Below are 25,099 nucleotides of genomic sequence, written 5' to 3'. Positions count from 1 at the left end.
ATTGAGTGACTGATACCGTAGAACATCTACAGTATGTTTTACGATGACTCTCTCCATGATCCAAGAGACTCTCACCATAATCATCAAAGTAAACGGCATCCATCGAATCAATTTGAATACCCCTGTAAGCGAGGCACCACATGAATTTCTCCACGCTGAATCATCCACTCATCTCCGTTCTACTGTGTTGTCTGTTCTCGTCGTTTTTCATATCGGAATCGACTGCCGGACAAATCTGGATTGGAGCGGCGAATGTCAACATCACTCCCGATCAGCCGGTCGCCATCTCAGGCCAGTTCGCCACCAGAGTCGCAACAGAGGTGGAAGCCCCCGTCACCGCCACGGCGCTCGCGCTGGAAACCCGTAACGCAGATCAGGTGGAAGACCAGGCGCTAATCATCAGCTGTGATCTGGTCGGAATCAGCGCAGGCGTACAGGATCAGCTTCGCAGCCGCTTAAAATCTCAGTTACCTGACCTGGATATCAACAAGCTGTTTCTGAACGCCACCCATACACATACGGCTCCCGTGACCACCGACGGCGTCTATGCAATTCCAGCCGAAGGCGTTATGCAGCCAAAGGAATACGTGGAATTCCTGTTAACACGTCTGGCAGAAGCCGCCACGACTGCCTGGATAAATCGTGAGGAGGGGGGCGTCAGCTGGGGCATGGGTCACGCTGTCATCGCGTATAACAGGCGTACGCTCTATGAAGACGGAAACTCTCGCATGTATGGCCCGACCAACAGCTCCAATTTTCGCGGGATCGAAGGGTATGAAGATCATGGTATCGAAGTTTTGTTTTTCTGGGACAAACAGAACAAACTCATCGCGACGGCTGTTAATGTCGCCTGCCCTGCTCAGGAAGTGGAAAGTGGTAGAGCGGTCAACGCCGATTTCTGGCACGAAGTCCGTTTGCAGTTGAGAAATCAGTATGGCGACCAGCTTCAGTTGTCAGGCTGGATCGGTGCCGCCGGCGACCAGTCACCGCATCTGCGATTTCGCAAAGCCGCAGAAGACCGGATGCGGGAAGGCCGCAAATTAACCCGTATGCAGGAAATCGCCCGCCGCATCACACTGGCTGTCAATGAAGCCCATGCAGTAGCAAAAAATGACATTCACAAAGACGTGGTTTTCAAGCATACCGTCCAGACCATCAATCTCCCCGCCCGTCGGGTCACCAAAGCCGAATACCTCGAATCCAAAGCCGTCGTCGCCGATTTAGGGAAACAGGAACAGGCGGGACAAGATACAATGCGAAAACGCAAATGGTACGAAGGCGTCATAGAGAGATATGAAACACAAAAGCCCGATCAGACGTATCCGATCGAACTGCACGCGATTCGACTGGGCGATATCGCCATCTGCAATAATCCGTTCGAGCTCTTCACCATGTATGGCATTCAGATGAAAGCCCGCAGCAAGGCCCTCCAGACCTTTGTCATTCAGCTGGCCTGCAAGACGGGTGGCTATGTTCCCACCAGGCGCGCTGCAGAAGGCGGAGGCTACAGCGCCATCGTGCAAAGCAATCTGGTAGGCCCTGAAGGGGGACAGACACTGGTCGAAGAAACTGTTAAAGCGATAAACCGCCTGTGGGACGAGCCGACACCCTGATCTGTTCACTTTTCGAACCAGGAACTGAACAGAATAAAACTGATTGATAAAACAATCACTTCTGCAGATAAAATGCACTCAGCTGATGGTGAGGAGCTTATTTGCTAAATCCGTAGCACTTGAACTCCAGTACTTCTGTTTTGGGATCTGCGCTATCAGGAGTCATCACTACCAATCGAATTTTTGTCATTCCTGCAATGTGAATTTTTGTCATTCCTGCAATGTCAGGAAAGCCTTCTTCCTGAAGCATAACCACAGTACAGCCTCATTAAGCAGATCTTGCGGCACCGTGGTGTTGTGCCGGTCTACCATGCTGACTGGTGCGACGTCCAGTAACAGCCTTAAATAAATTGACTCATTTAGGGCTGCATGGCGTGAAGCTGATCGTCAGTGATGGGCACGAAGGGCTGAATGCGGCCCGACAGAATATGCTAGCTGGAACGCCCTTGCAGCGTTACCAGTTTCATTTGATGCAAAACGCAATGCAATTGTTCCCAAAGTTCAATTGCGTAAACAGGTTGCCGATGAAATACGAAATATTTTTACCGCCAGAGATTTGGATGATGCGTTGAAGGAACCGAAACGGTTCGTCACCTATCATGATAAAACAGTACCGAAACTGACGAATTGAGCGAAAGCCAACATCCGGGTAGGACTGACGGCATTCGCTATTCCTGCCGGACATCGCAAGCGGATGCGAACTACGAACATGCTGGAACGCCAGAACAAGGAATTAAAACGGCGCACCCGCGGGCGGGACTGTTTCCCAATGATTAGTCGCTGCTGAGGCTGCTGACCCCGGTCCGGGTGGAACTCAGCGATGACTGGGAAACCTGAATGAAATACCTGACAATTTAATACTGATCGTAGAGACCGAAGGCCCCAGGGATTTACAGAAAGTTTGTTGCTTTGCACCGAGCAATTTAATGATTACTCACAGGAGGTAATCCTCTGTATTTAATAGGCAGTATTATTATTGTTGCAAAAATGCATCAAAATTATTCGGTTTCCTAATTAAGAAGGACAAAACGAACTACCGATCCACGTAATCGTCAAAGGTAGACCTTTATTCAATAGTTCATATTCACAACGATTGATGTTTGGATATTTAATGTACGCAGACTACTGATGGGGCGATAGAATGTAAGTGATCAAAAAAAGATCGTATTTAAATACAATATTCCGACCAGACATAAATAAGGAAGATTATTCAGAAATCAATCCGCAATAGCATCTTGAACCTCACTTGAATGTAACTACCCGCACCATCCACAGGACAAAAAAATAGTCGAATTCAGTCTCTAATGATATGTGACGATTCTCCATCTCAACCTCGGCAAGTTCTCTGTCCTGAATAGTCTGGTTATATACCATTACTGGTACATTACCAAACTGATTATTTTCGTGTCACGAAAATACGGATTAAAGCAAGGAGAATCATGGAGTATGCCAACACCGTTAGAATTACCACCCGATTATGAACCGAGTGTTTATATCGTGGATGATGATGATTCCGTTCGAACCTCTGTTGCAGATCTAATTGACTGTATGGGTTTCATAACGAATTCATACGAATCAGCCGAAGCATTCATGGAGAAAACCGAAAACAATATCTGTGGTTGCGTCCTCACTGATTTGCGACTGATGGGATGTAATGGCATCGAACTAATTAAAAACATGCACACAATCGGTTACGATATTCCAGTGATTGTGGTTTCTGGATATGTGGATGTGACCAATACAGTCAATGCGATGTCAGAAGGGGCCTTGTCAGTTATCAAAAAGCCTTATCCTGAGCAGGAGTTGTGGGACTCTATTATCGCAGCCATCAAAATCGATTCTGAGCACCGCAAGGCACGGTCATGGTCTCAAGAAATTCAAGAGAAAATAGCAACATTAACTGATAGCGAAAAGGAAGTGATGGATCTTCTGCTCAAGGGTAAATCAAGCAAGATCATCGCCCATTCTCTCGAACTGTCACAGCGAACCATCGTAATGCGTCGAAAGGCGATTCTGGATAAACTTGGAGTAGATCATGTCATCGATCTTGCCAAGCTAAATACGAAACTACAACTCACCCAGCGTCGGCTGAATTTTAATAATAAAAACATTCCAACGGTAAACTTAGCCGATAGAACCGGAAAATAAATTCACCATCCTCCGAAACGCATCATGTGGTTTGCCATATCGTTCCCAACAAAGCGGTAGTAATCATGCATATGAATTTACAAGAGACTCAAAAATAATGAGTCATCAGGTTTGCTCTAATATATTACAGTATCCTGAAATGCATCGATAATCACAACAAAAAAGCTCTGCTTAACCCAAATCAAGCAGAACTTTAAGAGTGTTATTCTGATTTAATTAGACAGGTCTTACCAGGGTGGTTCTATTTTGACGAGTGAACCTGCATACGATGCTGGCGTTCCACGTCCACCAACTGAGCCACGAGATCGGAGTGACCATGTACCCAGAACACATATCGTGGTACCTGCTTGTCAACGGTGCGTGCCATAAACGGCTCACCCCAAAAACTCAAAAGGGCTTCGGTCTGACCTTTGTGTTCTGTCTCAGCCAAGATGAATGAAACGGTCTGTGGTAGAGTCCGCCAGATTGGTTCGAGAACTTTTCCACTTCCATCGCACTCACCGATCTTGGGCAACATGTTTTGTTCCCACAGTTCTTTTTCACCCTCGTTGGAAATGAACTGAATTGATCTCACACGGGGATTTTCGATGGCTGGTTTCAACAACAGGTCAAAAACATCCTGCGACCGGAACATCAAGAAGCAGACATTAAACCACACCATTTCGCCACGGGCCGTTTCCACAAATCTGCGACTTTCGGATCGCAGGTAGCGAGGACCAACCAGCACTGCTGCGGGTGTTTCAAGTGACAATTCGATACTTTTGACATCACCCTTGATCTGATTTACGGTTTCGTCCAAATGTTCGTCATGGCTTTCGCGCCGTAAATCTCGAAACAAGAGAAGTGCCAGCAGGACAAGCACAATTGTGAACAGAACCTCGACATCGACGACGTGCAGAAGATGCAATACGATAGCGATGCTGGCGGCTGTGATTCCCGCTATGACATCCCAATCGATGCGAAGCAGTCGTTTCATGTCGTCGCCTCACCGCTCTGTAAGGCAATCGTCAGCAGGAAGGAAGAATCTGCGACGGCTTCAAGCTTGTGGGGTTCTCCTGCCGCCAGATAGAGCATGTCACCCGCCCGCAGCTTTTTGGGTTCTCCCATTGTTGTGAACGTGATGTCCCCTTCCAGACATTGCACAATAATCTCGCCGGGGGCTTTGTGTTCTGACAGGATTTTGCCTGCCGGAAGGATCATGCGAATCACTTCGATGTGTGGTGTCTTGAGGAGCGTCTTGGTTCTGGACGCTACCAACTGGTCCGCCAGGGGCCGTACATCGATTACATCGCCGGGTTGTGCGTGGGGAATAGCCATAAATGCCTCTACTTTTCTAGTTTGGTGATGATGGATTGGTGGTTTGGATTCCACCATTGATGACTTCGTCAAGCTTCGACAGCATGTTTTGCTCTGAAAGACCCTGCGATTTTCCACCGCAGGAGCCAAAGCCCCCATCAGGAACAGAAGTTTCCAGAGAATATTCGGTCATGTGTTTTCAACCTTCTTGAACGAGTGCCCGGTTTTTAGACCTGCGACAAACAAAACAAGGGCGACGGCTCCGAGGAAGAACACGGTGTCGCCGGGAACTCGCATCCAGCGTAAGGTCTGCATCAAGTCGGTCTGCATGAACTCGCTGCTGCGGGCGTACCAATAGCTGTGTTTAACGGAAGCCTGTGTTTGCAGGAGGCCGACTGGTAACAGGCTCAGAAGGCACATTGCCATTAAACCACCGTTCAACGACCAGAATGAGAACCGCAGCAGACCATCCCTCCATTCTCTGCCGGGAATCAGCACTCGCAGGCAAACGAGCATCAGTCCGATACCCAGCATTCCGTACACACCGAACAAGGCGGCATGGCCGTGCAGCGGGGTCGTATTGAGCCCCTGCATGTAGTACAGGGCAATCGGCGGGTTAATCATGAAGCCGAATAATCCCGCTCCAATCATGTTCCAAAAAGCGACAGATACGAAGAAATAGATCGGCCACTTGTACCGCTGGACCCACGGTGACGTTCGGGATCGTCGCAGGTCTTCGGTGGCGTCGAAGCCAACCAAGACCAGCGGTACAACCTCCAGCGCACTGAACACCGATCCCCAGACCAGTGCAACAACCGGCGTTCCTGAAAAGTAGAGATGGTGGCAGGTGCCGATGATACCGCCTGAAAGAAAGATCGTGGCCGACAACAGGGCTGCTGCCGCAGCAATACCCGGTCGTATGAGATTGAGCTGCATGAAGATGAAAGCAATGACTGTGGTGGCGAAAACCTCGAAGAAGCCTTCCACCCACAAGTGAACGACCCACCATCGCCAGTATTCGACCATCGACAAGTGCGTGTGCTGTCCCCATGTCAGCCCCGCTCCGTAGAACAAGGCGATCGCTCCCGTGGCGACCGCCAACAGAGCGACCAGTTGCTTGGTCTCGCCGGTTTTGCGTAAGGCGGGAAGCAGCACACGGATCATCAGAAACAGCCAGAGCAGTAGTCCGACCATCAGGGCGATCTGCCAGACCCGCCCCAGGTCGACATACTCGTACCCTTGATGACCGAAGTAGAACGAAACCTTATCGGTCATCTTGTTCTGAATGCTGAGCCATTCGCCGGTGAGGGAGCCAATCACCACAAGCAGCAACGCACCGAACAGGATGTTCACGCCAAGCCGCTGTCCTTTGGGTTCTTCACCACTGACAAGGGGGCCAATAAATAGACCTGCTGCCAGCCAAGCCGTGGCGATCCAGAACAGCCCCATCTGGACGTGCCATGTGCGAGTCACGCTGTATGGCAGCCAGTCGGAGAGCGGAAATCCATAGAACCCGCCCCCTCTACTCCGTAGTGAGCCGTGATGACTCCCAGCAGCATCTGCACGAGGATCAGAGCCGAGACAACCCAGAAATATTTGATTGTAGCCTTTTGAGATGACGTAGCCTCCCACAGAGCCAGTGGATCGGTCTCCGGGGGAGTTGGCTCCTCTTGCTCATTTTGCTTCGAGGCGTACCACCAGGCCATCGCTGAGATGCCCGCCAACAGCATGATGATACTGACGCCGGTCCAGACAATTGTGTCGCTGGTGGGACGATTACCAATCAGCGGTTCATGGGGCCAATTGTTTGTGTAGGTGCTGATGTCATTCGGACGGTCGGTGGATGCAGCCCATGCAGTCCAAAAGAAGAATGCCGACAACTTGCGGAGCCGATCTGGGTCGGAGACAGCCCCCGCAGGAATGGCATAGTCGGCGTTGCCTTTCGAGAAGACTTCGGTGTAATGGGCAAGATTGGACTCGAACGCCTCAACTCGAATGGGATCAATCGTGACCGTGTCGGTAGATGAATCGTAAGTGTTCGTGTGCAGCAGTTTGGTCAGACGAGCAACGAGTTGAGCCTGTTGTTCGTTATCGAGTTTTTCGAAGTTGCTGCCGTAATCGGCGTTCGACCAACGGTCAAGAATAAAGATCGCCTCCCGATGGAGCCAGTCCGCCGTCCAGTCGGGGGCGACATAGCTGCCGTGCCCCCAGATGGAACCGACTTCCATACCACCCATCGACTGCCAGACATTCTGACCTGCACTGATCTCGCCACTGTCAATGAGGATCTGATCGTCCGTCGTGACGACCCGCTGAGGGAGTGGCGGCATCTCCGAATAGATGCGTGTTCCGATCCAGCCAAGAACCAGAAATGACAAGACCATCACGACCACAAACGCCATCCATAATCGTTTCATGTATTCCTCACTTTGCCACTGGTGTCACACATCAGACGTTTTGTTTTTCCGAACTTCATCAAGTACCAACCAGAGTGGAAAGCCATCGACTGCATCATGGTTCTTGCACTGGCTGACGACATCCTTGAGTGACCTTCGGTAGTTGGGCTGTTACTAATCGGCAAGGTGGAATTCAATTCACCAGATTCATACAGGATTGCTTGCCTCGTTTATTATTTTACTTTAAACCAAAATGTTTACCGATGAAAGCTATTGCATCGTCCAGAGGTTTATAAGCCCTGCCACCTTTTGAATTGTAATTTCTATCAGCAAGAGTTCTATGTGAATGGCCTAAGTATAACTGATCTAAATGCATATATTTAATATTTTCAGTTAGAGCTGTTATGCCTGATTTTTTTACATACTTCAACTGGAGGCCATCAAAGCCGATTTCTTTTCTGTTTTTATCCCACCACCTGCAAACGTTATCTGATCGGGTGGAAACGATGTTATTATCTTTATCTACCGCAATCGACTCAGAAATTAACCTGGCCGATCTGGTGGATTGCAAAGCATACTCTTCGTCTGTACAAGCTGCCATCTGTTTTTTTAAATGCTTTAATGTGATGTCCCAGAGTTTGTAATTTACTACAGGTGGATTAGGGTATTTTTCCGCCTTCTTTCTGATCCTGATGATTCTCCCCTCTTTCAGGTCGATTTCGTCCCGCTTCAAATCATTTAAGTCTGATTGTGTCATTGCACAATTTAACATCAATAAAATCCAACACTGATAACGTTCAGGAACTTTTGAATCTTTCCCGATAACCCTTTGAATGTCTGCTTTGGTCCAAAGTTTTTCATACTTGCTTTTGGCAAGTGCTATTTTCTTTTTGTTCTTAGACCGAAAAACAAAGAGCCTGCTTGTAATGTTATTTGGCAGGTGCTCTAAAGAACAGGCTTCCTCTGACACGCAATAGACAACGAATGTTTTGAAGAACTGAAAGTACAAACTCTTATTCGCATACTTAGATTCTGACAAATAGCTGTGATATTTTTTAAGTGTTTCACTCCCCACTTTTTCAATTAGTGTTTTTTCTCCAATCCACTCACTAAACTTGCCAAGTCTTTCTTTAGCATCTCTGAAAGTGCTGATTTCAATCTCACCATTTAAAGCCTGATTACCTTTAGCCTTCAAATAATCCTCAACCCAGTAGCCTACTGTCTGTGGGAGTTTTTCAGGAGACTCTGTAAATTCTGTTTTTTCCTTCCATTCTTCTGGAAGCTGAAATGTCATAGTGCCAATATGATCTTTTCCAAAATAACGACGTACTATGTTATCTGCGAGTTCACTCTTGCCTCTCAATGCGCTCATCGCCGCCCACCTGAAATTGTTTTCTTCCGGGCTTATATCAGGTTTGACAATCTCGAATTCTTCAATTTCATCCTGAGTCAGAGATGTTGAAGAATCAACTTCTGGAATATATTGATCTGGATCATCAAAAGCGGCTTCAAGCCAGTTAATAAACTGATCAACCTGCTGTGCCATTTTCTTTTCTTTGGTGGTTTGCTCTACAGCATGATCAAAATAATTTTGTACTGCTTTGAATATGTCAATATGGTGCTGAATCAAAGCCAGGTAAGGCTTCTCGAAATCCATTTCTGCTTTTAGGTTTAACCATTCCCGCAATGCTGATTCATAGCCTGCTTTAGTAATGGGGTGCTTGAAATAGTAGAATTTTCCATCCACCATTTTTTTCCATTGATTGCGGGGCTTATGCTGCGATAGTTCGAGTCTTGCCCCCGCGGCCTTTTGTCGGTCTGCCCACGTCTTGACACTTGTTTTTCTGGGCTTGCCGTTTGATTTAGAGACTTGGATTTTTGTCATATGAATGCGCTTCCTGAATCAGATACACGTTAATTTAAATTCGGAACGGTGTTCTGTACCTGATTGTGTTGTACCTAATTCGTGCCTTTTTTGAAATCATTTAGGTACAAGAACCGCCATTTTCCAGCTAGAATATGCATAATCTCGATGACTTTTAATCCGTAGGTCCAGGGTTCGAATCCCTGCGCCCTCATTTTAAAAAGCCTTAAGTTTCACAACTTAGGGCTTTTTTTATTTGCTGATTTTGTATCTGAATGATCAAATTTCAATGTGTGCCTGATTTGCTCGTTTTCTTCTGGATGGAAACAACGGTCAGAGAGCATAATTCAGTCAGTGCGGATAATGTTCGGCACAAATGGCCCTGCAGACGCTTTAGTAAAAAGGGACACAGCCTAATGCTGTTTGTCCACCAGCATGACCATGAACTTGCAGAACATGGATATAAACTATGGATGATCAGCCACTTGAAAGCATTATCGAACACCTGTTCGATGAAACCGACTGGCTCATTAGAGGGAAAGCGCTTCGTAATTTAATCGCCCACGGAGAGGCCGCTGTCCCTTATCTGGAACGCGTGTTTGAATTACGTTTGGACCCCAAGGCGCCTGTCAATGATGCTTCGGGAGTTCTGATCCGAAACCTGGGCGCTGCTGCTGTGCCGTTTCTGCTGACTCAACTCAAGTCTGGGAATGCCGCTTATCGACGGGAGGCCATCTGGTTACTCATGGAATCCGGTAATCGTTTCTGCACAACAACCCGATTAACAAAACAGGTGCTGGATGACCGAAATCCGCAACTGCCCGATTGGGCCCAGTCACCAGATCTAATGATTAATCGATTTCGCGAATGCCTGTCAGACACAGACCTTTCTGTGCGGTTTGCCGCAGCATCAGCGCTGGAGGAGTTTGGACATGATCTCCCCGCCACGGTTCCGGTGTTTATAGAAACACTCCTGCATGACTCACGCCACAATCAGAATTGGGCAGCCCTGCGTCTTGGGCGGATTGGTGAACCGGCGATGTCTGCATGCGATGCGCTCAACACTGCTGTTGGATCGGAGTACCAATATACGCGTCTGGCAGCAAAAAACGCACTGACACGCATCCGTGGCAATCAGGAGTCCGTGGGATACATAAGGGAACAGCCCCTGTAGTTCGCATGTGCTGGTCAAATTGGATCTCTAATCCCATTTCAGTCGAAGATCTTTCACTGCTCTCTCAGAGATTGAACATGATTTTTCTGGAGAGATTTCTTTATCAGGCTGCTGTTCACAGATCCCTGATTTTCATCCACTGACATATTTTGTCAGGTCCCACAAGAACACGCTTTACCAGCCCCATGTTTTTTCTGATTCGGTCGCTAGATTTTTGCGACCAAACTGCACCATAAGGGCATTATAGGGGTCTGCCGCCTTATGCTCCAGCTGTAGGAGTATCCATCGTCTGAGAATCAATCGCGTTATACTCCCTTCAGTGCGATTGTCGAAGGTGTCGTGAATTGCTCTTACTTTTCCGGTTCAATCATTTAGACTATTGTTTATTAGAAATTTGACTTTCTGAGGTTGTTCGTATGTATGAAAAAAAGAGATGGAAAGTACTTCGTTTTTTGGGCTCTGCCATTCCTATTTTGTTAGTGGTATATGTTTTGAGTATTGGTCCTTTAGTTGCCATTGTATATGACTCAGGCGGGAAGTCTTATTATCCTCAATCCGAAAATTTCTTGGTAAGTTTTTACTCACCATTGACATGGGCTTGTGACCAAAACGCTTACGTTGGGCAAGCATTAATCTCATATATAAAGTTTTGTAGGGGCACTGAAATTGAAGATTGATTGCTACATCAATCTGTTTTCTCGTGTGATTGAATTCACGATTGTGGTTGATTTTGGGTCATGATCCAAAATAGAAATCCCCGACGCGCACAAACTGCGTCTCGGGGGAGAAGAATATCTTCTACCGTTTAACGATTAAGGCTTCTGGCTCGCTGTGTTTACGCGATTGATTCCAGGCAGAAATCAGATTCAACGCTTCGCATCTACTCAACCGAAACTACAAAAGCGTGCCATCCGTTAGAACGACATTGTATTCGTTCCCATCGTTGCCGGCTTCACTGAATCCATTCAGAGCAAAAGGGGGCATAGGGGTCTGCCGCCTTATGCTCCAGTTGTAGGAGTATCCATCGTCTAAGAATCAATCGCGTCACACTCCATTCAGTGCGATTGTGTGCAGTATGGTGGATTACTCTTTTGTTTCTTATTTAAAATCGTTTAAACTGCAGTTCTGCGTTTTTCTCTGGGGTAGCTTTGATGACTGAAGAAACGATCTCGAAGAAAATTCTTTTATCGGGTTATACAATTCCATTTTTGCTAGTATTTTATGTAATGACTGTAGGTCCGGCTTTTGCATTCATGCACGACTCTACTTGGCGTTTGATGTACCCGGAATATCAAAGAATCCTTGTTGTTATCTATACTCCATTGACCTTCTGTGCTGCACAGAACAAATATTTGACGGACATTTTTTGGGCCTATCTTAAATTTTGCAATGGCTATATTTAAAGACCTTGCATTAAGAGTTATTGTGAATAAATACTGAAATCAAAAGAGGTTTCTGGGGCTGGATTCTTGCTGTCGAGCCTTATTTTGGATCATGACCCAAAATAGAAAACTCCCCCGCGAATGCCGATTCGATCCGCAGGGGAGCGATAATGCTTATCGGATTTCACCGTCCAAGTGGTTTTCTCTCTGCTCACGCTTCAAGACACCCCACTCCAGCAAATCGAGGGCATGACGTTTTAGATAGGCTTCTGCTTTCGCTTTGACTTTCTGCTCGTCTGATTCGAAAAGGGTCATAGGGGTCTGACCCCTTTATTATCCCTGTAGCATTTAAATAGTACTTTTTGAAACTTCGGACTGGGGCATTCGCGAGAGTACGTTACCGATGCAAACGAGGTACCGCGATTGAAAGACTGCCCATTGACGCGGCAACGGTCTACTGATATTCGCGAATGATGTCGATCACCCGCTGTGGTGACTTCAGTCCGCGAACGTCGATCTCCATGTCATCCTGGCCGGAGCTGGAGATTGCCAGGTGTCCGACGCCAGCCAGACGATCGAAGAAACTCTGATTCACCTGCATGTTGCGAACGTCATCGTGCTGCACTTCGCTCGTTTGTTTGGAAAAGATGCCCTGAGTGTAGAGCGTTCGTTTTGAAGTCACGGTCACGGATCGGAACCGAGTCTGAATCCACCAATACGACAGGATTAAAGCACCGGCTACGGCGAGAGCCAATCCGGAGTACATCAGGATCAACTCGTCGCGATTCATCACCGCCCCGACAATACCCCCGATGACAACCAGCAGACACCCAAGAAACGAGAACGGACGATTGCCGAATATCGCCGGGTGCACGGTGCAGAGTTCCTGTTCAGCCTGAGTCACCGTGGTATCCTGATGATGCCCCCGCGCCGCGACCACCTTTGGATCGTCGTCGCGAAGCAGGTGACCGGCCGGGGCATCAATCTTGAAGACCTGACCACAATTGTCATTCACACACGTGACGAGTTCGCCAATCGCAGCGGGATCGACTGTATTGGCCGCTCCGCAGTGAGGGCATTCATAGGCGAGAGTTCGACTCGCATTGCTGGCATGTGCTTCGGAATCAGTCATCGATAAATCCCCTGCAGTTTCTGTGAGCGGGGCCGCCCATGCGGTCTCGCGGAGTTTCACTTCAACATGATGCGAATATCGTTCCGCCTGAGTGGGATTTGTTGAGCGATGGCTGATTGCTCCCTAGGTGAAGGTATTTTGCTGGCAGGATCGGTCGTCTGGCGATCACTGTGGTCGTTCGGCTGCCAGTGATCGCCGGTTGAAATTCCTGCAGAGGGGCGTAATGGGGTCAGACCATTATACCAGCACCAACCCCAGCAAATCGAATCAAATAAAGGGCCTGAGGTTTGAATCTCTGTCCCTACATTTTCTAATGTACGACCTCGTAAAGAGATCGGACTTTTCTTTTCTTTTGAGTTTCATTTCACCGTTTAGCGGTGCCTGGATTCATTTGCGATGGATTTGGTGTCGTTACGAAAAGGATAAAAGAGTTATTGATTCCAGAGGCGGTCTTATCATAGAATGCAATCATGAAACTGACCGAAGCAGAAAAACTGGCAATCCAAAAAGGCGAAGCCCTTCGTACCATGGAAGACGGAATCGAAATCATTACCGTTCGGGCAGATGTCTACCAACAGACCCGTAACGTGATGTACGATGATGGTCCCCTCTCGGAAGAGGAAAGATTATCTGCTTTAAAATCAGCTGGAGAAAGGGCGGGTTGGAATGATCCTGAAATGGACATTTACGACCAGGACGTATGAATCGCGGTGATATTGTACTGGTGGATTGATGGATCAAGTGGATGCCTGTTTGAAATCAACATTGGATCTTCCCTGAGCCCAATTGATTACCAGCCAGATCTTTCGTTTTGCTCGTGGTAGCACATCAAACCGGTCTCAAGGGGGCTGGTATTGTGAGTTCTCCGTGAGATAGCATCGGTATCCCTGACAACGATGCTCGCGCTGCGGGATGACACATGGGTCATCCCCTACGGTTGGGGTTGGCCGGTGGTGGTTTTGATTGAGCGTCGACCTGGCTGCTCTCTGCCTGCTGCGACTGGACTCATTTCTGTTGCAATCTGGTTCGAAACTTTCTCAACTGTTGCCCTGGATTGGTTAGCCTTGTTAAGATAATGCTGCTCTCTGTGGGAGTGAATCGGGGCTCTCCGTGGAAAATCACTGGGAAGCTGATTCGCTCCTGATCTGAATTGTGCCGGATTACCGGCGGTTCGGAACACCAAAAGATTTCATTACCTCAGCAAGGAATTAAGAACATGCCATCCTGGCCAGATAAGATGTATATTGATGGAAAATGGGTCGACGGTCGCTCGAAAACCAACTGGACGATCACGAACCCCGCGACCCGCGAACCACTGGCCGAGATTGCCCTGGCGAATGCCAGCGATGTTGATCTGGCCGTCACGGCGGCCCGCCGTGCGTTTGACCAGGGGGAATGGCCGCGACTCGATCCCCTGCAGCGCGGGCGACTGCTGTATAAGCTGGCTGAACGCGTGCGCGAATCCGCGGAAGATCTCGCGATGACCGATACACTCAATATCGGTAAACCCATTCGCGACACGCTGGGCTTTGACATTCCCTGCGGAGCCGACGTGATCGAAAGTTATGCGGGGCTGCCGGACAAAATCGCCGGGCACTCCTATGGCGGACTGCCGGACAATGTGACGATGCAGTTTCGCGAGCCAATGGGTGTGATCGCGGCCATCGTTCCCTGGAATTATCCACTGACCAACGCCGCCATCAAGCTGGCGCCGATTCTCGCCTGTGGCAATACGGTGGTCCTCAAGCCTTCCGAAGTCTCCCCGCTGTCTGCGTTGATGCTGGCGAAACTGGCCGAAGAAGTCGGCTTTCCTCCCGGCGTGATTAATGTGATTCACGGCACGGGCGCGGAAGCAGGGACGGCCCTTGTGAAACATCCGGGCATCAATAAAATCGCCTTCACGGGACGTTTTGAAACCGGTGCCCAGTTGATGGAAGCCGCCAAGGACGGGATGAAAGGCGTGCTGCTGGAACTCGGTGGCAAGACTCCGAGCGTCGTCTTTCCCGATGCGCCGATGGATCATGTCGTCAACGGTGTAATCACGGGCATTTTCTGTCACCTGGGTCAGATCTGCGTGGCCGGCTCGCGACTGCTGGTGCATGAGAGTCAGCATGATGAACTGCTGGAGCGGATCATCGCCAAAACCCGGAGTTTGCGGCAGGGGGATCCGACCGATCCTGAAATGCACCTGGGCTGCCTGGCTACGCCGACCCACTGCGATTTCGTACGTCAGCGCGTCGAACAGGCGAAACAGGAAGGAGCACGGTTGGTCCTCTCAGGTGATATCTCCGATGATCCGCTGGACTGCTTCTATCCGCCGACGATTTTCGACCAGGTCTCACCCGACATGGCCGTGGCGAAGGAAGAAGTCTTCGGTCCGGTATTAAGCGTGATGACATTCAAAACGGAGGAGGAAGCGATTCGGATCGCCAACGATTCCGATTTCGGCTTAATGGCCAACATCTGGTCCACCGACGGCACACAGGCCCTGAGAGTCGCGCGTCAACTGCAGGCTGGCCGAATCTCCATCAATGGGGGCGGTTACCTCAGGCCGAACGTCCCGATCTACGGTTACAAAATGAGCGGTTTCGGAGCAGAACTGGGCTTCATCGAAGCGGCCCACGAATACTGCAATTCCAAAGCCGTAATTTATTCACTGGCGACCGAGAAATCTCCGTGGCCTGAGTAAACGCGTTTCATCAACTATGTAACAGGGGCAGGACGCAGATTGATTGTGTCCTGCCCTTTTTTTATGGGTGTGGGGTTGGTGAATCGATTACTGTTGGCAAGCCAACAGGGCCACCCAATAAGGGCCACTCAACCATTTTTTTCTTATGGCTGGTTTTGGGGTTATCGCGGTGGAATTTTTGGATTGGGATGTTTCATTATGTTGCCATTGTGCACGATACCAGGTTGATACTCGCCAGGCGGGTCGACACATGGGTCGACCCCTACGTTGAACAGATGGGATGGGGGGTTCTGAATTGGGCGATTGCCCGAACAGTTTCCTGTTGTCTGCGACAACCCCGGATTGCATCCGGGGCTACCCGTTTTATTGACGTGGTTTGATTGATCGGACACTGTCGGGCAAGCCTAAGATTGCACCCGGCGCTGATGTCGCATCGATTTTAATTTGTAGTGATCACTTTGATGATCTGCACAGTTTTAAGATCGTATTCAACTTCATAGTTTTTGTTTCGAGATTCTGCTTCGTACCTGAGCTTTGTTCCCCTGGGTCCCATGCTTCTGATTCTGAGTTGATCCGTTCCCAGTTGTATCGTAAGAGATTGAAAGACCTGGTATTCGTCGGATCCGTCGTCCTGAAGGAATTCGTTTGCGTCGCGCCACTCTGCTTCTGTCTCAACTTCTTTCAGACAGTCGCTTTGATGAACATTCCTCATAGGACTCCATGAATCTCTGGAAGCCAGGTCTTCCATTGCAAGAAACTCAGCTCTATCAGATTCACCATCGCTGGCTTCTCTCAAGAGTTCACGCCCTACTACGACAGCATTGGGATTTTCTCCAAAAATCAACCCTTCGGAACCCGAGGCTGGTAATTCAGGAGTGGTCTGCTCTTTGGCGGGAGCCACGTGATCGGTTTGATCCGTGATTTTCGTATCGGTACAGGCTACGAGCAAAATCAGACTGGGGAGGATGAGGTGTTTCATACTTGTTAGAGTTGGCAGAGATAGCCTCAGTTCCCGAAATGTGTTCGGGAACTGATTTTTTTAAAAAAATAACTGCGGGATGTTTGTCTGCGGGGATGGTGGGGAGATCTGATTAAATCTGTTTCGCTGCGCTCGGCCCGAATTGCGTTAGGGCTCACCCTTTTTTTCTTATGGCTGGTTTAGGGTTTTTCGCGATGGAAAGTTCTGAGGAGATGTTTGATTATGTTGCCATTGGGCGCGATGCCTGGTTCATACTCGCCAGGCGGGTCGGCACATGGGTCGCCCCCTACGTTGAACAGGTGGGAAGTGGGGTTCTGAATTGGGCACTCGCCCTGACAGTTTCCTGTTGTCTGCGACAACCACGGATTGCATCCGGGGCTATCCGTTTTTTTCACATTTTGTTTTTTCACCTTTCGTTCTTTCTTTCATATTAGCCGTACGGCGTTAGCCGCGGTTTTTGCAAAGGGGGCATTAAAACCGGGTCTAATCTGGATCGTTTGACGGTGAATAGTGATCCCCTTTTTGATCCTCCTTTTGATCTGTCAGTGGTTCGGGATTTTCATCTGCGAGGAGTGGAGTACTTCTTTTATAATGCTTTGTGAAACTTGAAAGGGGACGTTAGCACCTTCACCGTTGGGCAAGCCAACGGTGACACCCGCCGCTCGGCTTGTCCGACGGTGCTGAATGGGTGTGGGAAATCTGATTCCGGATGGTACGTGGCAGCTGTGATTTTCTGCTCGCTGTACTCGGCTCGAATTGCATTCGGGCTTACGCTGTTTTGTTGGTGGGGGCTGGTTGTTCGCGAACTGTTGGGCAAGCCAACAGTGGCACACGCCAGGGTAAGAGAACATTCAATTTTGTTATTGTTGTGGGGTTCATTGTGGTATTTGATTTTTTGTTCGAGCTGTGGTTGTGTGGTTTCGTTGCATGGGGGTTTATTTTGTGGAAGGGCGTGGGGGTGTCAAGGGGGAAGAACAGAATCATGTGGCGATACGGGTTGATCTGGGACCGATATAAGGCGATGCCGGGGCGGTTCCGAGGCGAAGCTTTGCGATGTGCGGCGACCCGCAGGCATACATCAGGAACTGGTGCTGTTATGAAAACTGACAATCTGGAAAAAAGGGACGATATTCGAGTGATGATTGCGAACAGGTGTCGCGTGTTTCAGTGCTCTGTAAACTGGGCACGCGCGCGACCCAAAACAGCGCTTATCGCCATGGGCGCGGGGGAGTCAAGTCGAATCTCTTCAGTACTGGTTCGCGATGGTCACTGGTCTGAATATGAATTTTCGATAAACAGTGTCCCTGTCTACTTGTGTCAGCCGTGAACTTGAACACAATTGGTTTTGCACTTTCACTGCTGAATGAATCCTGTTGAATTGAGGAATGACTGTGAAACGCTTCTCTTGTCTGTTCGTTTTGATCGCGTTGTTTTTGCTGACCTCAGAATCGGTGCAGGCCTGGAATTACGCCGGGCATCGGGTGATTGCTTCAATTGCCTGGGATCAGTTGACGCCGGAAACGCAGAGGGCCATGGTAACGTTGCTGAAACAGCATCCCCGGTTTGAGCAGGATTTTCAGTCGCGAATGCCAGCGGTGATCAGAAAGGCGGCTCCGGCGGTTCAGGATCGCTGGCTGTTCATGCGAGCGGCGACGTGGCCGGACATTGTCCGCAGTTTGAAAGACGAAGATCGCGAGAAATATCATCGCGGGACCTGGCATTACATCAATCAGCCAATCTATCTGGACACGTCTGCTGAACAGGCTTTGAGTTCAAAACTGTCTGTGAATACCGCGCAGTCAATCAGGCGGGGTGATGATCCGCTGTTGTTCAACATTCTGCAGGCGCTGGAGTATAACGTCGCGTTAATGAAAGACCCCGCGGTCAGCCCGGCGGACAAAGCGATTGCTCTGTGCTGGATCATGCATCTGACGGGGGACAGCCATCAGCCTCTGCATTCGTCTGCGTTGTTCAGCAAAGGTTCCTTTCCCGAAGGAGATCGCGGGGGGAACAGTATTCGGATCGGCAAATCGAATCTGCATGCGCAGTGGGATGGATTGCTGGGGAACAGCTTTAAGGATTCTGAAATTGTGAGCCAGGCAGTCGGTCTGGCCCGCGACCCGGCGTTAAAGCAGCTGGGTGAGCAGGCAGCACAGAACCTGAACTACGTCGCCTGGATCGACGAGAGTCACGCGCTGGCGAAGAGTGCCGGCTACACTCAGATGATTCTGGAGGCAGTGAAGCAGAACGATGGGCCGCAGAATGAGTTCATCAAACTGACTGCCCTGCCCGCCGAATATTATCGAACAGCGGGCGCCATTGCGGTCAAACGGGCCGCGCAATCGGGCTGGCGACTGGCGGCTGTAATCAACGATTTGCAGTAAGCAGGATTAAGGGAGTTGAAAATGAGAATGCAACAGTTCAAGCTGCTGCATTGTCCGGCTTCTCTAATGAAAAGTAGACTTCAGGCATGAGGAGCGTTCCGGGTGCATGAAACGGGCTGGTCGAGACTTTTTTCAGATCAAAATAGCCGACCAGCGTTTTTGAGAACTCGCGATAATCAAAACCGGTGTGGGGAAAATGGTACCCGAAACCAGCTTCGATTTCTCCGCGGGGGCGGTCTTGGGGAGGACTGCCGATAACGGAGAGAAATACGTTTTTCGGACTGGCATCATAGGCACCGAAGCGACGTGTCATGCGAAAGATGCCTTTATAGAGCGCGGGGATGCCGACTTCGACGGGAACGCCTATGACGACTTCTCCGCCGGGCTTCAATAATTTTGAGATCGTCTGCAGCGCTTCGTGAGTTTCTTTTTCCGGTAGATGTTCAAAGACTTCCAGGCAAAACAGCAGATCGACGGTTTCCTGGGGAATCTGCCGGATGTCCTGATAGAACTCCGTATTGGGAACGGCTTTCAGATTTTCTTTGGCTTCTTCCAGAAAAACGGGAGAAGGTTCATAGCAGATAAATTTTGCTTCGGGTAAATGCTCCGCAAGCTGTTTACAGAGTTCGCCATTTCCGGCGCCATAATCACAGATGACAGCAGGTTGCCGACTTTGCTTGCCGAGCCTGGTGGCGGAGACCATGCGCCGCTGCTGCAGCCAGCGTTTGACAGGATTCTTATCTTGAAATGTGATATCAGAATAAGGCATATCTAAGAGCCCGCCTTCGTTGTTTTCAGTTCGACATCGGTGAGAAACTGAACTGTGAATCGATTGTGAGAGAATGGGAGAACCAGGAGGTGTCAAACTGTAAGCAAATATGAGTTTTAGTGCAATTCGTATTTTGACCAGACTTAAACTCAGCCACAGTCGGGACTTTTGCCGCAGAGCCTGAATCAGCAATCTTCAACCCGCATTCATCTGATGCAGAATGCGAACCGTGTCGCGGGCTGCTAATTCCGCTGTGCATGCTGGAAAACGTGAGTGCAAGAAATGACTGAGATTAACTCAAAATCTGCTGTACCACATGGCCGTGCACATCAGTCAGGCGGCGGTCGATGCCAGCGGTGCGGAAGGTTAATTGTTTGTGATCGATTCCCAGCAGATGCAGTATCGTGGCGTGCAGGTCGTAACAGTACGTTTTCCCTTCCGCGGTCTGATATCCCAGGTCATCGCTCTTTCCGTAGCTGGCTCCCGCTTTCACACCTGCTCCTGCCAGCCAGGTCACGAAAGTTCCCCGGTTATGATCGCGGCCCAGGCTTCCCTGTGCAAAGGGGGTGCGACCGAATTCCGTCGTCCAGATAACCAGCGTATCTTCGAGGAGACCTCGCGATTTCAAATCCCGGAACAGGGTCGCGATGGGCTGATCGACACTTTTGGCGATGGGTGGCAGTTCCGTTTGAATATTGCCATGGTTGTCCCAGTTATTCACTGCGCCCTGCGGACCGCTCCAGACCTGCACGAAGCGTGTCCCCCGTTCCAGCAGACGTCTTCCCAGCAGGCAGCGTCTGCCGAAGTCTTCTGTTTCTTTTTGATTCAGTCCGTAAGCTTCGTGGGTTTCTTTGGTTTCGCGAGACAGATCGAAAGCTTCGGGCGCACTCAGTTGCATTTTGGCCGCGAGTTCTCCCGCTGCGATTCGTGCTTCCAGCCGGGAATCTTCCGGACGGGATGCGGCATGCTGTCGATTCATTTGCTGCAACAATGCCACCGTATCCCGATCTGCCGACCCACGGGCGAATTTGTACTGTGCGTCCGCAAACAGATCGGGGATCGGATTCTGACTGGCAGCGTTTACCAGGGTTCCCTGATGCTTCGCGGGTAGAAATCCACAACTGAAATTGGCTTTCTGATTATAGGGAAGACCACGACTGTCGGGCAGCACAACAAACGTTGGCAGATTATCCGCAAGATTTCCCAATGCATAGGAGACCCAGGCACCCAGGCAAGGGAAGCCCGGCAGCATGAAACCCGTATTCATCATATAGCTGGCCGGTCCATGCACGTTGGTTTTCGTGGTCATCGCCATCAGGAATGCCAGTTCATCCACAATCTGTGCCTGATGGGGAAAAACGGAACTGACCCAGCGTCCCGCTTCGCCGTATTGTTTGAACTCAAACGGGCTTTTCATCACCGAACCGACGGCTGCAGTAAATCCTTCCGGCTTTTCTTTGGGCCCCAGATTCTGCCCGTGCAATCTCTTCAACTCCGGCTTATAGTCGAAGGTATCCATCGGGCTGGCTCCGCCGTTCATGAATAACTGAATGACCCGCCGTACTTTTGCCCGGTGATGGAGTCCGCCGTTCAAATCCGGTTCAGCAGCTTTTGATGATTCACTTCCCAGCCAGCAGGCCAGAACGGCTGCACCGAAACTGTTTCCGGAACAGGAGAGCATTTCTCGTCTGGTAAGCGGATTATACATCAGCGACAGCCTTCCTTTACTCGACAAAAAGAAATTCATTACTGTTCAGAACCAGTCGACAGACCGACTCCAGCCCATGCTGCTGTGCCAGTTCGGTCAATTGATTCAGTTCTTCGGTCGTTGGTTCCCGCAGCCAGACCCACAGGATGATTTGTCTTACCTGCCCGGGTATTGTTTCCGACTTCGCTGCCCGCTCGGCCAGCTTGTGAGCGAAGTGTAATACAAATCGATTGTTCAACAGGACCAGAGACTGCAGGGGAGAAGCGGAAAAGCCACGAGTGGGAGCCAGTAATCCGAGATCCGGAAAATCCAGAGCATCCATCAGCGGATCGGGAATTCCCCGCCAGACGACTCGATAGATACTTCGCCTGTGGGCATCCGGCCGATTCAAATCAAACTGGTCATAATGCAACACGGGAGTTACCTGAGGACCGGGGGTCGTTGTGAAATGGGCATCACCGGGGCCTCCCTGCTTCAGATCAAGTTCGCCACTGACCAGCAGGACGGCATCCCGATAGCTGTCTGCGTCGAGACGACGTCGTGACATGCGGGCTAACAAACGATTTTCGGGATCAAGCTTTACCAGTTCAGAACGGGAGGCAGACGACTGGCGATAGGTATGACTGTTACAGATCAGCCGATGCAGGTGCTTCAGTGAGCCATTGTGATCACGTAATTCACAGGCCAGCCAGTCCAGCAGTTCCGGATGCGAGGGCGTTCCCCCCATACGGCCGAAATCGTTGGGGGTATCACACAGACCAGTTCCAAAATGATAATGCCAGACGCGATTGGCAATGCTCCGCCAGGTTAATGGATTCTTCGAGTCGGCCAGCCAGTCAGCGAGCGCCGCCCGCCGCGCTGATTCGGGATGGGATTCCGGTAAATCAAATCGCCCGGGTAATGGTGTCAAAGCCGACAATGCGCCTGGAGGGATTACTTCTCGAGGTTTTTCGAGATCGCCACGCGCCAGCAGATGAATTTCGCGAGGCTGCGAATACTTCACCAGTCCTCGTTCGTTAACGGCCTCTGCACCAGCCGCGTAGACTTTGACCTGGCCTGGCAGTTGTTTCAGTTCCTGTTCTGCACGGTATTTCAAGATCGTGGATGCCAGTGTTAATTGTTGCTTCGGCGTTCGTTGCTGCTGAGGAATAGTGAGCACTGTTTCTGCTTCAGTGGGAAGTGCAATCACATCCAGATTCGGTGAGTCGGTCACCGAGAGTTTAAACCGACCGATGATGTGTGCGCCGCCGTGCAACTGTTTTAACGTCACCACCAGCCGGGTGCCTGGTTCTATTTTCAATGGGCTTTCCGGTTCGAAAACGGCATAATGCCCCATGCTGACTTTGGGATAAATGCCCCACGCCGTTTTCGGATTCCCATCGATGGCATGCTCGATCGTCCAACCATCCTGATTGAAATCAGCTGTCGCCCGTCGAATCGGAATCACAGTACCGGACGACGCATTTTCCGGAAACGATTGCAGTTCGAATTCGCTCAAATGCAGATTGCCATTTTGAGCTCTCCCTGGTCCTTTGTGCGGAAGCGACTCGTCTGTTAACAGATCCAGGCGGACGGCCGTTACCGTTGACAGTTTTGTGCTCCCAGTCACGATAACCGTTTCCTGCTCAGGAGGTTTTGTTTCTGACAGGATCGAATGATCGGGTAAACGTTTTAATCGAGCCCCCTGGGTTGAGACAAAAATGTCTGGTTCTAAAGTTTCCCAGCGCGGTTGAGAGCCACGGTTCTGCTCCCACTCGGTGACGAGCTTTTGATTTTCGGGTAATAACAGAAGTTCTGAATTTTGATTCTGCGCTGCCGTCTTCAACGCTTCCCAATGGTTTCGCTGGGAAGCTATCCTGCTGTCGGCGTCAAATGAGATATCCCCTTTCCCGATTCCTGCAAAGACGGCCTGGAGGGCAAAGTAATCTGACTGTGTGATGGGATCAAATTTATGAGTGTGACATCGTGCGCAGTTAGCAGTGGTGCTGACAAAAGCGCCCATGGTCTGCGTTACCAGATCATCGCGATCCAGATACTCAAATGATTTCGGAGCTGTCGCAGCAGCACTCTGATCGTATGGCCCTGCGCCCAGAAACCCGAGTGCCGGTATCAACTCCGTTCTCTCGGGAAAGAAAAAGTCGACGGCCAGTTGCTCTCGAATAAATTGGGACCAGGGAATATCTGCATTCAATCTCTGAATGACATAATCACGATATCGCCAGGCATGCGGGCGAAAGACATCATGTTCAAAACCGTGCGAATCAGCAAAGTGAATGGTATCGAACCAGTGACGTGCCCAGCGTTCCCCGTAATGAGCATCATCCAGCAAACGATCCACCAGTCGCCGATAAGCATCGGGAGACTCATCGTTCACAAATGCTTCCACATCAGCGATAGTGGGCTGCAACCCATGCAAATCATAAGTCAATCTTCGAATCAATGTACGTCGATCCGCAGCCGATGATGCTGAAACATTTGCTGCTTTCAGGCGATTCTGAATAAAAGCATCGACAGGATTATCAACGTGTATTGCTGGTACTTCGGGACGTTGCAGCGACTTTAGCGACCACCAGTCGGTCGCATCTGCAGTATCGCTGGCTGGCTTCGTATGTCGAGGATCTATGGCCCCCTGTTTGACCCAGCGCACGAGTACAGAGATCTCCTGATCGCTCAATCTGGTCTCAGGCATCTGTAAATCGGGATCGGTGTGTTGTACAGCTTTGATCAGGAGACTCTGCTCGGGCTGACCGGGAATGATCGCCGGACCTCGCGTGCCTCCCTTTTTCCAGCCACTCTGCCAGTCGAGCGTGAGTCCTCCTTCCATAAGTCCGGCAGCATGCGAATGGCAGTCATAGCAGTGTTTGCTCAGAATAGGCGCAACCGCATCACGAAAGAAAGCATTCTCGTCAGCGAAACTGCTGCTAACCGGTGCCAGCAGTGGGAGAAAAATGAATAAGCCCAGGATCTCTTTCATGGGTTGAGCCTCCGGGAGATTTCAGCCGCACTCAGCATGACCTGTTTTCCGACACTCGAAAACAGTCCTTTCGGCAACCGCTTCGAGGGAGCTGAAACCCAGAGGACGGCAATCAGCTGTTCTTCCCGTCCCCAGACTGGTGCAGAAATGCAGTGGATTCCTTCGTCCGCTTCTGCATAATCTGTAGCATAACCCCGCTGGCGAACCTGTTCACATTCCAGCCGCAAGGCATCCGGATCTGTGATGGTTCGCGAAGTATCCTGTGTTAAGGGAATTCGTTGCAGAGTCTGTTCCAGGTCAGTGGCATTCTGACAGGCCAGTAGAGTTTTTCCAGGAGCATTATTATGTAGAGGAAATCGTAAACCGATGTCGACGGCGATCCGCAGGGGGTGCAGGCCGCTCACCTGCTCGATAATCACACCTTCATCGCCGACGCGAAGTCCGAGCTGTACTGTTTCCCGGGTCTCGTCACGCAAGCGTCTCATGACAGGCAAGGCCTCTTCGACCAGACTGACATCTCCCACCTGTGGCAAACCGAGGGTCAGAAATTTTGTTGACAACCGAAAGCGTTTACTCAATGGATCACGTTCC

At 50.0% G+C, this 25,099-nt stretch carries 19 protein-coding genes and 1 pseudogene; 7 read left to right on the top strand and 13 right to left on the bottom strand.

Annotated features, from left to right (window positions below):
• Nucleotides 1-140: 140 nt before the first annotated feature.
• The 3 genes and pseudogenes from AACZ40_RS12990 to AACZ40_RS12980 all read left to right on the top strand — a co-directional run bounded on the left by AACZ40_RS12990 (nucleotide 141) and on the right by AACZ40_RS12980 (nucleotide 3,761).
• A complete protein-coding gene (locus AACZ40_RS12990) occupies nucleotides 141-1,613 on the top strand; it encodes a hypothetical protein (RefSeq protein WP_291172775.1) in 1,473 nt (490 codons plus the stop codon).
• A gap of 664 nt (nucleotides 1,614-2,277) precedes the next feature.
• Nucleotides 2,278-2,387: pseudogene (locus tag AACZ40_RS12985) on the top strand (transposase); the annotation flags it as partial.
• A 672-nt stretch (nucleotides 2,388-3,059) separates the two neighbouring features.
• On the top strand, nucleotides 3,060-3,761 hold the full coding sequence (locus AACZ40_RS12980; RefSeq protein ID WP_291172778.1) for a response regulator: 702 nt from the start codon (nucleotides 3,060-3,062) through the stop codon (nucleotides 3,759-3,761).
• Between the two features lie 241 nt (nucleotides 3,762-4,002).
• Here AACZ40_RS12980 and AACZ40_RS12975 read toward each other — a convergent pair whose 3' ends face one another.
• The 6 genes from AACZ40_RS12975 to AACZ40_RS12950 form a co-directional block, all read right to left on the bottom strand.
• Entirely contained in the window at nucleotides 4,003-4,737 is a 735-nt protein-coding gene (locus tag AACZ40_RS12975; protein ID WP_291172780.1) for a hypothetical protein, read from the bottom strand.
• Entirely contained in the window at nucleotides 4,734-5,078 is a 345-nt protein-coding gene (locus AACZ40_RS12970) for a cupin domain-containing protein (protein ID WP_291172782.1), read from the bottom strand. Before AACZ40_RS12970 ends, AACZ40_RS12975 begins: the two co-directional genes overlap by 4 nt.
• A 16-nt stretch (nucleotides 5,079-5,094) precedes the next feature.
• Nucleotides 5,095-5,250, bottom strand: coding sequence for a hypothetical protein (locus AACZ40_RS12965; protein ID WP_291172784.1), 156 nt, complete (start codon nucleotides 5,248-5,250; stop codon nucleotides 5,095-5,097).
• Nucleotides 5,247-6,506, bottom strand: a complete 1,260-nt coding sequence (locus tag AACZ40_RS12960; protein ID WP_339674607.1) for a cbb3-type cytochrome c oxidase subunit I — start codon at nucleotides 6,504-6,506, stop codon at nucleotides 5,247-5,249. The genes AACZ40_RS12965 and AACZ40_RS12960 overlap by 4 nt, the downstream gene beginning before the upstream one ends.
• Nucleotides 6,507-6,526: 20 nt before the next feature.
• On the bottom strand, nucleotides 6,527-7,474 hold the full coding sequence (locus AACZ40_RS12955) for a hypothetical protein (RefSeq protein ID WP_339674605.1): 948 nt from the start codon (nucleotides 7,472-7,474) through the stop codon (nucleotides 6,527-6,529).
• A 217-nt stretch (nucleotides 7,475-7,691) separates the two neighbouring features.
• On the bottom strand, nucleotides 7,692-9,338 hold the full coding sequence (locus AACZ40_RS12950; protein WP_291172788.1) for a hypothetical protein: 1,647 nt from the start codon (nucleotides 9,336-9,338) through the stop codon (nucleotides 7,692-7,694).
• Between the two features lie 448 nt (nucleotides 9,339-9,786).
• Between AACZ40_RS12950 and AACZ40_RS12945 the strand changes: the two genes are divergently transcribed.
• Nucleotides 9,787-10,491, top strand: coding sequence for a HEAT repeat domain-containing protein (locus AACZ40_RS12945; RefSeq protein WP_291172790.1), 705 nt, complete (start codon nucleotides 9,787-9,789; stop codon nucleotides 10,489-10,491).
• 1,556 nt (nucleotides 10,492-12,047) lie between these two features.
• Here the strand turns inward: AACZ40_RS12945 and AACZ40_RS12940 are convergent.
• Both AACZ40_RS12940 and AACZ40_RS12935 read right to left on the bottom strand, forming a co-directional pair.
• Complete coding sequence (locus AACZ40_RS12940) at nucleotides 12,048-12,188, bottom strand: hypothetical protein (protein WP_291172793.1); 141 nt, start codon at nucleotides 12,186-12,188, stop codon at nucleotides 12,048-12,050.
• A 139-nt stretch (nucleotides 12,189-12,327) separates the two neighbouring features.
• Nucleotides 12,328-13,005: a PH domain-containing protein gene (locus tag AACZ40_RS12935; protein ID WP_291172795.1), complete on the bottom strand. Its 678-nt coding sequence runs from the start codon at nucleotides 13,003-13,005 to the stop codon at nucleotides 12,328-12,330.
• Between the two features lie 470 nt (nucleotides 13,006-13,475).
• Between AACZ40_RS12935 and AACZ40_RS12930 the strand changes: the two genes are divergently transcribed.
• Both AACZ40_RS12930 and AACZ40_RS12925 read left to right on the top strand, forming a co-directional pair.
• Complete coding sequence (locus tag AACZ40_RS12930; protein ID WP_291172798.1) at nucleotides 13,476-13,709, top strand: hypothetical protein; 234 nt, start codon at nucleotides 13,476-13,478, stop codon at nucleotides 13,707-13,709.
• 512 nt (nucleotides 13,710-14,221) lie between these two features.
• Entirely contained in the window at nucleotides 14,222-15,694 is a 1,473-nt protein-coding gene (locus AACZ40_RS12925) for an aldehyde dehydrogenase family protein (RefSeq protein WP_291172801.1), read from the top strand.
• Between the two features lie 439 nt (nucleotides 15,695-16,133).
• Here AACZ40_RS12925 and AACZ40_RS12920 read toward each other — a convergent pair whose 3' ends face one another.
• On the bottom strand, nucleotides 16,134-16,673 hold the full coding sequence (locus tag AACZ40_RS12920) for a hypothetical protein (RefSeq protein WP_291172803.1): 540 nt from the start codon (nucleotides 16,671-16,673) through the stop codon (nucleotides 16,134-16,136).
• A gap of 1,391 nt (nucleotides 16,674-18,064) precedes the next feature.
• On the opposite strand from AACZ40_RS12920, the gene AACZ40_RS12915 reads away from it, so the two are divergent.
• Nucleotides 18,065-19,057, top strand: coding sequence for a S1/P1 nuclease (locus AACZ40_RS12915; RefSeq protein ID WP_291172806.1), 993 nt, complete (start codon nucleotides 18,065-18,067; stop codon nucleotides 19,055-19,057).
• Nucleotides 19,058-19,094: 37 nt separating this feature from the next.
• On the opposite strand, the gene AACZ40_RS12910 is transcribed toward AACZ40_RS12915, so the two are convergent.
• The 4 genes from AACZ40_RS12910 to AACZ40_RS12895 all read right to left on the bottom strand — a co-directional run.
• Nucleotides 19,095-19,826 carry a class I SAM-dependent methyltransferase gene (locus AACZ40_RS12910; protein ID WP_291172809.1) on the bottom strand — a complete coding sequence of 244 codons (732 nt, stop codon included), beginning with the start codon at nucleotides 19,824-19,826 and terminating at the stop codon, nucleotides 19,095-19,097.
• 292 nt (nucleotides 19,827-20,118) lie between these two features.
• Entirely contained in the window at nucleotides 20,119-21,534 is a 1,416-nt protein-coding gene (locus AACZ40_RS12905) for a DUF1501 domain-containing protein (RefSeq protein ID WP_291172812.1), read from the bottom strand.
• A 16-nt stretch (nucleotides 21,535-21,550) separates the two neighbouring features.
• On the bottom strand, nucleotides 21,551-24,508 hold the full coding sequence (locus AACZ40_RS12900) for a PSD1 and planctomycete cytochrome C domain-containing protein (protein ID WP_291172814.1): 2,958 nt from the start codon (nucleotides 24,506-24,508) through the stop codon (nucleotides 21,551-21,553).
• The coding region (locus AACZ40_RS12895; RefSeq protein WP_339674600.1) for an IclR family transcriptional regulator at nucleotides 24,505-25,099 on the bottom strand (595 nt) is incomplete at its 5' end. The genes AACZ40_RS12895 and AACZ40_RS12900, both read right to left, overlap by 4 nt.

This window comes from uncultured Gimesia sp., assembly GCF_963972345.1.
Lineage (GTDB): Bacteria > Planctomycetota > Planctomycetia > Planctomycetales > Planctomycetaceae > Gimesia.
Note: the sequence above shows the minus strand (reverse complement) of the source record. Positions and strands in the feature narration are given on the sequence as shown.